This is a genomic window from Actinophytocola sp. (assembly GCF_035762905.1).
Taxonomy (GTDB): Bacteria; Actinomycetota; Actinomycetes; order Mycobacteriales; family Pseudonocardiaceae; genus DASYTH01.
This window is the reverse complement of the sequence record NZ_DASUCC010000084.1, coordinates 37,823-49,569: the sequence shown is the minus strand read 5'-3', so window position 1 is coordinate 49,569 and position 11,747 is coordinate 37,823. Positions and strand designations below refer to the sequence as shown.

At 71.0% G+C, this 11,747-nt stretch carries 10 protein-coding genes; 7 read left to right on the top strand and 3 right to left on the bottom strand.

Features of this window, described 5'->3' with window-relative positions; genetic code table 11:
- The 6 genes from VFV67_RS17050 (at window position 1) to VFV67_RS17025 (ending at window position 6,157) form a co-directional block, all read left to right on the top strand.
- The gene (locus VFV67_RS17050) at window positions 1-213 is read left to right on the top strand and encodes a hypothetical protein (RefSeq protein WP_326471153.1); all 213 of its coding nucleotides are present in this window, start codon (window positions 1-3) and stop codon (window positions 211-213) included.
- Window positions 206-1,693, top strand: a complete 1,488-nt coding sequence (locus VFV67_RS17045; RefSeq protein WP_326471152.1) for a Na+/H+ antiporter NhaC family protein — start codon at window positions 206-208, stop codon at window positions 1,691-1,693. Before VFV67_RS17050 ends, VFV67_RS17045 begins: the two co-directional genes overlap by 8 nt.
- A complete protein-coding gene (locus VFV67_RS17040; protein WP_326471151.1) occupies window positions 1,690-3,183 on the top strand; it encodes a YfcC family protein in 1,494 nt (497 codons plus the stop codon). The genes VFV67_RS17045 and VFV67_RS17040 overlap by 4 nt, the downstream gene beginning before the upstream one ends.
- Window positions 3,184-3,332: 149 nt before the next feature.
- Window positions 3,333-3,686 (top strand): hypothetical protein, encoded by a 354-nt coding sequence (locus VFV67_RS17035; RefSeq protein ID WP_326471150.1) that lies wholly within the window; start codon window positions 3,333-3,335, stop codon window positions 3,684-3,686.
- A 174-nt stretch (window positions 3,687-3,860) separates the two neighbouring features.
- Window positions 3,861-4,928, top strand: coding sequence for a DUF5685 family protein (locus tag VFV67_RS17030; RefSeq protein WP_326471149.1), 1,068 nt, complete (start codon window positions 3,861-3,863; stop codon window positions 4,926-4,928).
- 29 nt (window positions 4,929-4,957) lie between these two features.
- Window positions 4,958-6,157 carry a hypothetical protein gene (locus VFV67_RS17025; RefSeq protein ID WP_326471148.1) on the top strand — a complete coding sequence of 400 codons (1,200 nt, stop codon included), beginning with the start codon at window positions 4,958-4,960 and terminating at the stop codon, window positions 6,155-6,157.
- Window positions 6,158-6,288: 131 nt separating this feature from the next.
- Here VFV67_RS17025 and VFV67_RS17020 read toward each other — a convergent pair whose 3' ends face one another.
- Window positions 6,289-7,329 carry a LacI family DNA-binding transcriptional regulator gene (locus VFV67_RS17020; RefSeq protein ID WP_326471147.1) on the bottom strand — a complete coding sequence of 347 codons (1,041 nt, stop codon included), beginning with the start codon at window positions 7,327-7,329 and terminating at the stop codon, window positions 6,289-6,291.
- A 100-nt stretch (window positions 7,330-7,429) separates the two neighbouring features.
- On the opposite strand from VFV67_RS17020, the gene VFV67_RS17015 reads away from it, so the two are divergent.
- Complete coding sequence (locus tag VFV67_RS17015) at window positions 7,430-9,862, top strand: glycoside hydrolase family 2 protein (protein ID WP_326471146.1); 2,433 nt, start codon at window positions 7,430-7,432, stop codon at window positions 9,860-9,862.
- On the opposite strand, the gene VFV67_RS17010 is transcribed toward VFV67_RS17015, so the two are convergent.
- Together VFV67_RS17010 and VFV67_RS17005 are read right to left on the bottom strand one after the other, a co-directional pair.
- The gene (locus VFV67_RS17010; RefSeq protein WP_326471145.1) at window positions 9,837-10,793 is read right to left on the bottom strand and encodes an ABC transporter ATP-binding protein; all 957 of its coding nucleotides are present in this window, start codon (window positions 10,791-10,793) and stop codon (window positions 9,837-9,839) included. The genes VFV67_RS17015 and VFV67_RS17010 overlap by 26 nt on opposite strands.
- Window positions 10,794-10,795: 2 nt before the next feature.
- Window positions 10,796-11,746 (bottom strand): ABC transporter ATP-binding protein, encoded by a 951-nt coding sequence (locus VFV67_RS17005; RefSeq protein WP_326471143.1) that lies wholly within the window; start codon window positions 11,744-11,746, stop codon window positions 10,796-10,798.
- Window position 11,747 lies beyond the last annotated feature (1 nt).

Sequence of the window (11,747 nt, the reverse complement as noted above, 5' to 3'; positions counted from 1 at the left end):
GTGGAGGAGGAAGCTGCCGACACCGGCACCGGCACAGACACCCGCACCGACACCCACGCTGGTACCCGGTGGGCGGTCATCGTGATCACGGTCGTGGCCATCGTGGCGCTGCTCGCGTTCGCCCGGGGGCGGGCGCAACGCGGCCACCATGCCGAGACCCTGGACGGGAGCGTCAGCGTCACCGCGCCTGCGGCGCACCGGGCCGATGTCTGACCAGACCGACGAGGCACCGCCCGCCGCGCCGCCGAGGGCACCCACGCTGCTCGACGCGGTGTTACCGGTCGTCGTCCTGATCGTGCTGCTGGTCTCGACGATCGTGCTGTTCGGGGTCGAGGCCACGGACGGGCCGCTGCAGGTGGCGTTGCTGCTCAGCGCGGCGTTCGCGGCGCTGATCGCGCTGAAGAACGGCTACACCGTCGCCTCGGTGTCCAGCGCGGCGATCGGCGGCGTCACCACGGCACTGGGAGCGATCTTCATCCTGCTCGCCGTCGGCGCCCTGATCGGCACCTGGAACATGGCCGGAACCATCCCGACCGTGGTGGACTACGGAATCCGGCTGATGAGCCCGGCCTGGTTCTACTTCACCGCGGCGGTGGTGTGCGCCGTGGTCGGCACGGTGACCGGCAGTTCGTGGACCACCGCCGGCACGCTCGGCGTCGCGTTCGTCGCGCTGGCACAGGTGATGGGCCTGTCCACCGCGGTGGCGGCCGGCGCGGTGATCTGCGGTGCCTACTTCGGGGACAAGATGACCCCGCTGTCGGAGACCACGATCCTGGTGCCCCAACTGGTCGGCCGGGGTCTGACCGTCGGCACGCACATCCGCAACAACTTCTGGACCGCCGGGCCGGCACTGGGCATCAGTCTGGTTCTGTTCCTGCTGATCGGGCTGTTCGCCGAGCCGGTGGCGGAGGTCAGCACGGCGGCCGCCCAGCAGGCGCTCGGGCAGGCGTTCAACATCTCGTTCATCAACCTGCTTCCGTTGCTGTTGCTGGTGGTCTTCACGCTGCTGCGGTTGCCGCCGTTCCTGGCGATCCTCGGTTCGGCGCTGTTCGCCGGCATCCTCGCGGCGTTCACCCAGCCGGCCGCGGTGCGGGCGTTCGCCGAGGACGCCGGGCTCGGCGCGGGAGCCAGCGCGATCAAGGCGATCTTCGCCGCGATGGGCACCGGGTTCGAGAGCCACTCCGGCGTGCCGGTGATCGACGAGCTGTTCTCCCGGGGCGGCATGGCCAGCATGTTGAGCACGGTCTGGCTGATCCTCGGCGCGCTGTCCTTCGCCGCCATCATGGAGCACGCGGGGTTCCTGCGCCGGCTGCTGGAACCGATCGTGGCGCGCACGAAGTCCCGGGGGTCGCTGATCCTTGCGGTCAACGGCAGCGGCGTCGGGCTCAACGTCGTTGCCGGCGACCAGTACGTGGCCGACGTGCTGCCGGCGCGGATGTTCCGCGACGAGTTCGCCAGGCGCGGCCTCGCCCCGCAGGTGCTCTCCCGGGCGGTGGAGGATTCCGGCACGGTCACCTCGGTGCTGGTGCCGTGGAACACCTGCGGCGCCTACATCTCCGGGGTGCTCGGCGTCTCGACGATCGCCTATCTCCCGTTCTGCTTCTTCAACATCCTCAGCCCGACGCTCAACGTGCTGTACGGCTACACCGGCTTCAAGGTGCAGGTCACTGAACCGGAGGAGAAAGTGCCATGACGGAACAGGTCACCGCGCCGGAGACGACGAGGAAGCGCCGGTTCACCCTCCCCTCCGCCTACACGATCCTGTTCGCGCTCATCGTGTTGATGGCGATCCTCACCTGGGTCATCCCGGCCGGCGACTACGACACCGACGACGCCGGCAGCCCGATCCCCGGCACGTACCACGAGGTCGATCCGAGCCCGCAGCGGGTCGTGGTCGACTCGATCACCGCGCCGATCAACGGCCTGTACGGGGTCGAGGACGAGACCGGGAACATCAACTACTACAACTCCGGCACCCTGTTCGGCGCCATCGACGTGGCGCTGTTCATCATCGTGATCGGTGGGTTCCTCGGCATCACGCTGCAGACCGGCGCCATCCAGGCCGGCATCGGGCGCATGGTCAACCGGTTGCGGGGCCGGGAGAAATGGCTGATCCCACTGCTCATGGGCGTCTTCGCGCTCGGCGGGACGACCTACGGGATGGCCGAGGAGAGCCTGGCGTTCTACGCGCTGGTGATCACCGTGATGGTCGCGGCCGGCTACGACACGGTGGTCGCGGCCGCGATTCTCCTGCTGGGCTGCGGGATCGGGGTGATCGGGTCGACGATCAACCCGTTCGCCACCGGAATCGCGTCCGGCTTCGCCGGCATCCCGATCAGCCAGGGATTCCTGCTGCGCCTGGCCACCCTGGTGGTGGCCCTCGGCGTCGGCATCTGGTTCGTGATGCGCTACGCGGCCCGGGTCAAGAGCGATCCGGCCAAGTCCCTGGTCTACGACATGAAGGCGGACAACGACACCCGGTTCCGGATGTCCGACGCGGACGAGCCGGAGGAGCTCACCGGCCGGCACAAGGTGATTCTGACGCTGTTCGGGCTGGCCTTCGGCGTGATGATGTACGGCGTGATCCCGTGGGAGGACATGGGGATCGGGCTGCCCATGCTGGGCTGGTGGTTCCCCGAGATGACCGCGTCCTTCCTGCTGTTCGCCGTCCTGATCGGACTCGTCGGCCGGATGCGCGAGGGCCAGCTCACCGAGTCGTTCGTCGCCGGGGCCCGGGATCTGCTCGGCGTGGCCCTGATCATCGGCATCGCCCGGGGCATCACCGTGGTCATGAACAACGGCCAGATCACCGACACCGTGCTGCACTGGGCCGAGACCGCGCTCGGGGACGTCGGCGCGGCCGCGTTCGCGATCGTCATGTTCGTTCTGTTCCTGCCGCTGTCCTTCCTGATCCCGTCCTCGTCCGGGCTGGCCACCGTCGCCATGCCGATCATGGTGCCGCTCGCCGGTTTCGTCGGCGCATCACCGGAGCTCGTGGTCACCGCCTTCCAGAGCGCCTCCGGCATCATGAACCTGTTCATTCCCACCTCGGCCGTCGTCATGGGCGGCCTGGCGATCGCCCGGGTCCCGTACGGCCGGTACCTGCGCTGGGTCTGGCCGCTGCTCGCGGTCCTGACCGCCCTCTGTGTCGCCATGCTCGCCCTCGGCGCCGCCGTCGCCTAGCTCCCGCTCCGCACCGCGGGCGCCGGCCTCAGGCCGGCGCCCGCGGTGCCGATGTGTAGGGGATGTCACGCCGGGGCGCGGAATGGTGATCTTCCCGATGGGGAATACCTGGTGTGATCACTTCGCTGTGTTCCGGTGGAGGTGGATCCTTGACGGTGCTTGTGGAGGAGAAGATGCGGGAACGTGCAGGCGAAGCCGCGCTGACGGATGCGCTCGACGCTGCCCAGAGCCTGCTTGCCGACGCACTCACCACGTTGCACACCGGCACGCCCGACGCGGACGAGCTGTCCGAGGCGGTGTGCGGGACCCATCGGGTGATCACCACGCTGGCGGATGTGGTCGAGGCGGTGCTGGAGCACGCGCCGACGATCGCCGAGGGGCACGGGCCGGACGTCGGCAAGGAGCTGGCCGCCGACCTGCGCGCGCTGCACGGGCGGCTGACCAGCGGAGCCCTGCTGCTCGCCCCGGCGCTGGACGACCTGGCCCAGCGGCCGACGAACTGATCACTTCCTCCGTACACACAAGACGGTTCGGCTAGGCTCTGCTCCGTGGATCATCGTCTTGGTCCACCCAACGCAACCTCAGGGGCACCGTGACGCGACCCAGCCACAATCAACCAGCCACCCGCACCTCCGCTGGAACGTAACGACAGCAGTTAATCCCGGAGAGGCGGGCCAGTGTTCGGGATCATCAGGCCGTGCCGGCACCGGCTGTCGCCGGCCCTGCACACGGCGTGGGGGGCGCACCTGTGCGGGCTGTGCCTCGCGCTGCGCGACGAGTACGGCCAGTTCGCCCGGCTGGTCACCAACTACGACGGGCTGGTGGTGTCGGCCCTGGTCGAGGCGCAGGCCACCACCGGCGACGGCACCCGACGCCGCACGGCCGGGCCGTGCCCGTTGCGCGCCATGCGGACCGCGGCGGTCGCGACCGGGTCCGGAGCCCGGCTGGCCGCCGCGGCCTCACTGCTGCTCGCCTCGGCCAAGCTCGCCGACCACGTCACCGACGGCGACGGTCCTCGGGTGCTGGCCACGGCGTCGGCCGGGCTGGCCGGACGGTGGGCCGAGCAGGGCACGCGCACCGGGCGGCGGCTGGGCTTCGACACCGGCGTGCTGCTCGACGCGTTGCGCCGGCAGCCGGAGCTGGAGGCCGCGACCGGGCCGGGTGACTCGCTGCTCGCCGTGACCGAGCCGACCGAGACGGCAACCGCCGAGATCTGCGGGCACACCGCGGTGCTGGCCGGGCGGCCGGAGAACGTCGCGCCGCTGCGCGAGGCCGGCCGGCTGTTCGGCCGGATCGCGCACCTGCTCGACGCGGTCGAGGACCGCGCCGAGGACGCCGAGCGCGGTGTGTGGAACCCCTTGACCGCAACCGGAACCGATCTCGCCGAGGCGCGTCGGCTGTGCACCGACGCGCTGCTCGGTATCCGGCTTGCCCTGCGAGAGGCCATGTTCACCGACGACGCACTGGTGCATGCGTTGCTGGTGCACGAGTTGGAGCACTCGGTGACGCGCATCTTCGGCCACGCCGAGCAGCCGCCGCCGAAGCCGCTGCGGCCGGGGCGCGGGCTGTGGCGGTGGCCGCGGCTGGCCGACCCACCGCACCGGCGCTCGGTCGCCGCCGGCTGCGCGGCGATCCCGTGGATGTGCTGCACCTGCCAGATCTGTTGCCGTGACCCGTTTCCCGGCCCGTGGAGCGGCAAGCCGCGCGAGGCGGTCGGCTGCGACTGCGACTGCTCCCCCTGCTGATCGCCGCAGTCGCCGTGTACCGTGGCGGGATGGGTCTGCGGGTCGGGCAAATGGTGGTTGCGGCGGCAATCCTCTCGGCGGCGGCGTGCAGTCCGGCGCCGGCCGCGCAGGGTGGCGCGGTCCATACCTCCGAAACCCCGGCCGGGCACGTACACGGCGCACCGCCGCCGCCTCCGGCCCCGCTGCGCGACGGCGAGCGGTTCCTCGAGGTCGGCCTTGGCCAGCCGTACCGGCCGGTGCCGCCGGCGGCCGGCACCGACGAGTACCGGTGCTTCCTGATCGATCCGAAGCTCGCCGAGTCGTCCTACATCATGGGCAGCCAGTTCCTCCCGCAGAACGCGGAGATCGTGCACCACGCGATCCTGTACAGCGTCGCACCGTCCCAGGTGGAGCACGCCCGGAGCGTGGACGCCGAGGCCAGGGGCGACGGCTGGCAGTGCTTCGGTGGGGCCGGGCTGGCCGAGGGCTTCCAGTCGTTCGGCGGCCGGGGCACCGGAGTGGACTGGATCGGCGGCTGGGCCCCTGGTGGCAAGGAGACGCTGATCGGCGAGCTGGTCGGCTACCCGATCGAGGCGGGCAGCCAGATCGTGCTGCAGGTGCACTACAACCTGATGTCCACCAAGGGAAAGCCCGGTCCGCTGGACCAGTCCACGGTGCGCCTGCGGGTACTGCCCGGAACCGCCGCGGTCAAGCCGCTGACCGCGGTCCGGCTGGTGGCCCCCATCGAACTGCCCTGCACGGCCACCGAGTCCGGCCCGCTGTGCGAGCGTGAGGCGGCGATCAAGGACCTGGTCAAGCGCACCGGAGCGCAGGCCCGGGCGATGGTCGGTGGCCTGAACTTCCTGTGCAACAAGGGCCAGACACCGGTCCCCGGTGACACCCAGCACTGCGACATCCCGGTCAACGAGCCGATGCTGGTGTACGCGAGCGCGCCACACATGCACCTGCTCGGCCGGTCCATCTCGGTCGAGCTGAATCCCGGCCGCCCGGACGCCCGGATGCTGCTGGACCAGAAGTCGTTCAACTTCGACGACCAGTCGGCCGTACTGCTCCCCCAGCCGGTCCAGCTGACCAAGGGCGACCTGCTCCGGGTCACCTGCACCCACGACGCATCGGTCCGGTCCAAGCTCGCCGAGCTCAAACAGCTCCAGCCGCGCTACGTCGTGTGGGGCGACGGCACCAGCGACGAGATGTGCCTGGCCACCCTCGCCGCCACCACCGGACGCTAGCCGGGCACGCACCGAACGGCGCGAACCGGTGACCCGGGTGCCGGAACCAGTGCGTACGGGTGCCCGCCGATCGGCGACTCGCCGAGCTGGAACCGGGGACTCGCCGAGCACGACCCCGACTGGTTAACCGTTTAAGCAGGCGGCGCGGTGCTCCCCCGCGGGGTCAGCCGGGGATGGGCGACCTGCACGCTGTGCCCCGAATCGGCGACGCCGGCCTCGGCCCGCTCCGCCTCGGCGATCACCTGACGCAGCAGCTCGGCGGCGCGGGCGCCGTAGGCGGGAATGTCCCAGGTCAGGGCCGTGAGCGGGGGGTGGAGCACCTGGCACAGCGGCGAGTCGTCCCACGCCACGATGGACAGGTCACGCGGCACCGCCAGGCCCATCTCGTGCGCCACGGACAGCCCGGCGACGGCCATGATGTCGTTGTCGAACAGGATCGCGGTCGGCCGGGCGGCCGCGGAGAGCATCGTGCGGGTGGCGTGCGCCCCCTCCTCGCCGGTGTAGTCGGTGGAGATCACCGCCGACGTGTCCACCCCGAGGGTCTCGCCGACCGTGCGGAACGCGGAGTCCCGATGCCGGGTGTGCAGCAGATCCGGCATCCCGGCGACCCGGCCGATCCGCCGGTGGCCGAGCGCGGCCAGGTAGCCGACCGTCTCGGTCACGGTCACGGTCTCGTCGGCCCAGCAGTGCGGCAGCGTGCCGACGCCGGTCGGACCGCCGACGATCACCGCGGGCAGGCCCAGCTCCTCGAGCAGGCCCACCCGGGGGTCGCCGGCCCGCAGGTCGGTCAGGATCGCCCCGTCGATGCGCCGCTCGCCCCACCACCGCCGGTACAGCGCCAGCTCGGTGTCCACGTCGCCGACCACCTGCAGCATCAGCGCGGAGCCGGCCTCGGACAGCACCGCTTCCATGCCGCTGACCAGCTCCATGAAGAACGGCTCGATGCCGAGCACCCGCGCCGGCCGGCGGATCGCCAGCCCGATCGCGTTGGCCGCGGCGCCGGACAGCGCCCGGGCGGCGCTGTTCGGCCGCCAGCCGATCTCCTCGGCGATGGCCAGGATCCGCTGCCGGGTGTCCGACGAGACGCCGGGCCGGTCGTTGAGTGCGTAGGACACCGCGCCCTTGGACACGCCCGCGCGGCGCGCGATGTCCGCGATCGTCGGCCGGCGCATGCCCACCTCCACTGAACCGTGTTTGTCAACATTGCCACGACAGGCGGCGAACTCTAGCATTGACCTGAACTTTTTCGGTTAAGCACGAGGGGGCCGCCGGTTGACCAGCTACCGCCCGTTGCACCACGGCTGGTCCCTTACCGGGCCCGACGAGCACGGCGTCGCCGGAGTACCCGCCATCGTGCCGGGTTGCGTGCACACCGACCTCCTCGCCGCTGGGATCATCCCCGACCCGTACCTCGACGCCAATGAGGACACGCTCGACTGGATCGGTCACGCGGACTGGACCTACCGGCTCGACTTCGACTGGGCCGGTGACCCCGCGCAGCGCACCGACCTGGTGTGCGCCGGACTGGACACGGTCGCCACGATCTCGGTCAACGGCACCGCGGTCGGCCGGACCGCGAACATGCACCGGTCCTACCGGTTCGACGTGCGGCGCCACCTCGCCCCCGGCGCCAACACCCTGACGATCCGGTTCGGCTCGGCGCTGCGCCACGCCGAGGCGCTGCGGCAGGCGCTCGGCGACCGGCCGAACGCCTATCCCGACCCGTTCAACTTCATCCGGAAGATGGCCTGCAACTTCGGCTGGGACTGGGGCCCGCGGCTGGTCACCGCGGGTATCTGGCAACCGATCGGGCTGCACGCCTGGAACACCGCGCGGCTGGACCACGTCCGGCCGCTGGCGACCGTGGATGGTGACGTCGGTCACGTCGTGCTCCACATCGGACTGGAGCGCGCCGGCGACGTGCCCGTGACGCTCACCGCCACGGTCTCCGGCGAAGAAGCGACCGCGACCGTGCCGCCCGGCGAGCACACCGCGACGCTTCGGCTGGCCGTGCCCAAGGTGCGGCGCTGGTGGCCGAGGGGACACGGCGACCAGCACCGCTACGACCTCGACGTCACGCTGGCCGACGAGGCCGGCAACCGGCTGGACCGCTGGAGACGGCGGATCGGCTTCCGCTCGGTGCGGCTGGACACCACGCCGGACGCCGACGGGACCCCGTTCGGCATCGTGGTCAACGACCGCCCGGTCTCCGTGCGCGGGTTCAACTGGATCCCGGACGACTGCTTTCCGCATCGGGTCGACCGCGCCCGCTATGCCGCCCGGTTCGGCCAGGCGATCGGTGCGGGCGCGAACTTCCTGCGGGTCTGGGGCGGCGGCCGGTACGAGAGCGCGGAGTTCTATGACCTGGCCGACGAGCTGGGAATCCTGGTGCAGCAGGACTTTCTGTTCGCCTGCGCGGCCTATCCGGAAGAGGAGCCGATCGCCGCCGAGGTCGCGGCCGAGGCCCGCGAGCAGGTGGTGCGGCTGGCCGCGCACCCCAGCCTGGTGCTGTGGACCGGAAACAACGAGAACATCTGGGGACACGCCGACTGGGACTGGGTTCCCCGGCTGGCCGGCCGCACCTGGGGCGCCGGCTACTACCTCGAGGTGCTCCCCCGGATCGTCGCCGAGCTGGACCCGACCCGGCCGTACTGGCCGGGCAGCCCGTACTCCGGCCGGCCCGACCTGCACCCGAACGACCCGGCCCACGGCAGCACGCACATCTGGGACGTCTGGAACACCCACGACTACACGCACTACGCCAGCTACCGGCCGCGGTTCGTCGCGGAGTTCGGGTTCCAGGGTCCGCCGGCGCACGCCACGCTGCGCCGGGCGATCACCGCCGGGCCGCTCGACGTGGCCTCCCCCGCCGTGCTGCACCGGCAGAAAGCCGAGGATGGCAACGGAAAGCTGCGCCGCGGCCTGTCCGGCCACCTGCCGGAGCCGGCCACTTTCGACGACTGGCACTGGGCCACCCAGCTCAACCAGGCCCGGGCGATCCAGTTCGGCGTCGAGCACCTGCGCGCGTTGCACCCGCTGTGCACCGGCGCCCTGGTGTGGCAGCTCAACGACTGCTGGCCGGTGATCTCCTGGGCCGCGGTGGACGGCGACGGGCGGCGAAAGCCGCTGTGGTACACGATCCGGCGCGCGTTCGCCGACCGGCTGCTGACCGTGCGGCCGGACGGTACCGGCCTCGCGGTGGTAGCGGTGAACGACACCGGGACCGAATGGACCGGCGAGATCTCCGTCGCCCGGGTCACGTTCACCGGCGATCCGAAGGCCACGGCCACGTTCGGGCTCGCGGTGCCGGCCCGCGGCGCGCTGCGGCTGCGGCTGCCCGACGAGGTGGGCCGCCCGGACGACCCGGCCACCGAGCTGCTGACCGTGTCCGCCCCCGGCACCCGGCGGTACCACTTCTTCGCCGAGGACGTCGACCTCGCGCTGCCCGAACCCCGCTACGACACCAGGATCGTGGCCACCCACACCGGCGTGGAGATCACCGTCACGGCCGGCACCCTGCTGCGCGACGTGGCGTTGTTCCCGGACCGGCTGGACCCGTCGGCGACCGTGGACGACATGCTGCGCACCCTGCTGCCCGGCGAGTCCGCGACGTTCCGGGTGCACACCGCCGGGCAGCTCGACCTGGCCGCGCTCACCGGGCCGCCGGTGCTGCGCTGCGTCAACGACCTGCTGTCCCGGCGCTGACCGCGGCCGAGTCGGGGCACGGCCGGTCCTCGCCGAGGGCGAGGCAGGCGACCCGGTGGTCGTCGGACACCTCGGCCAGCGCGGCGCCCGCGTCGTTCGCCGTGTGCACCGGGCACCGGCCGGCCACACCGGACAGCTCCGACTCGACCTGCTCCCACTTCCGGTGCAGCTGCGGCACCGAGGACAGCAGCCGCCGGGTGTACGGGTGGGTGGGATTGCCGAACACGGCGCCGGTCGCGCCGGCCTCGACCACGTTGCCCCGGCGCAGGATCACCGTCTGGTCGCTGACGTAGTTGCCGAGGGCCAGGTCGTGGGTGATGAACAGGATGGCGAGGCCGCGTTCCTTGAGGTCGCCCAACAGGTTCAGCACGTCGATCCGGGTGGACGCGTCGAGCATGCTGATGATCTCGTCGGCCACCAGCAGCTTGATGTCCAGCAGCAGCGCCCTGGCGATCAGCAGGCGCTGCAGCTGGCCGCCGGAGAGCTGGTGCGGGTACTTGTCCAGCACCGTCTCGGGCCGCAGCCGGACCGCGATCAGGGCATCCTCGACCTTCTCGCGCCAGACCGCGTCGCGGATCCGGGGAAAGTATCCGGTGCGGATCATGGCGAACACCCGGTCCGCCTTGAACACCGGGTTGTAGGAGCTGAACGGGTCCTGGAACACGCCCTGCACGGTGCGGTAGTAGTCCTTCAGCCCGCGCCCGTGGAACGCCGCGATGTCCTTGCCGTCGAACGTGATCGTCCCCCGGCTGACCGGGAGCAGGCGCAGCACCATCCGGCCGATCGTGGTCTTGCCGCTGCCGCTCTCCCCGATCAGCGAGACCACCTCGCCCGGCCGCAGCTCGAAGCTCACGTCCCGCACCGCGGGCACGTACCGGCTGCCGAGCACGCCGATCCGGAACGACTTCGAGATCCCGTCCAGTCGCAACATGGCTACGAGGCCCTCCAGCAGGCGGCGAAGTGGTCCGGCCCGATCTCGACGAACGGCGGCTCCTCGCCGCACTTGTCGAACGCGACCGGGCAGCGGTCCCGGAACCGGCAGCCAGACGGCGGGTTGAGCAGCGCGGGCGGGCTGCCCGGAATCCCGCTCAGCCGCTTGCCCTCGTAGCGCACGCCAACCTCGGGCAGCGAGGAGATCAGCAGCTGGGTGTACGGGTGCCGAGGCGAGTTGACCAGCACGTCGGTCGGCGCCTTCTCGGCCAGCTTTCCCGCGTACATCACCATGATCGTGTCGGCGATCTGGTACACCAGCGAGATGTCGTGCGTGATCACGATCAGGCTGTCCACGAACCCGTTGTCCCGGAAGCCGACCAGCGCCTCGGCGACCGCGCGCTGGGTGGACACGTCCAGCGCCGAGGTGATCTCGTCGGCGATCAGCAGCGACGGGTTGAGCAGCGTGGCGAGCACCATGACCGCGCGCTGCTTCATCCCGCCGGACAGCTCGATCGGGTAGCGGCCGAGCACCTCCCGGTCCAGCCCGACCAGCCCGAGCCTGCGCTCCAGCTCGGCGGACACCGTGTCGAACGGGATGCCCCGGGACTCCAACAGGTCCCGCACCATCAGGCCGATCTTGCGGGTCGGGTTCAGCGCGCTCATCGCGTACTGCGGGATCAGCGAGACCTCCTTGTACCGGAAGTCGTTCATGTCCGCGTCGTCCCAGATGGGCAGTTCCTTGTAGTCCAGGTCGACCCGGCCCTCGACGTAGCGCATCCGCCCGTCCAGCCGGATCAGGCTCTTGCCCAGGGTGGACTTCCCGCAGCCGGACTCCCCGGCCACGCCCATGATCTCGCCGTCCTCCACGCCGAACGTGACGTCGTCAAGCGCCCGCACGTCCCCGCGCAGCGTCCGGTAGTAGACCTTGAGGCCGGTGACCCGCAATGTCATC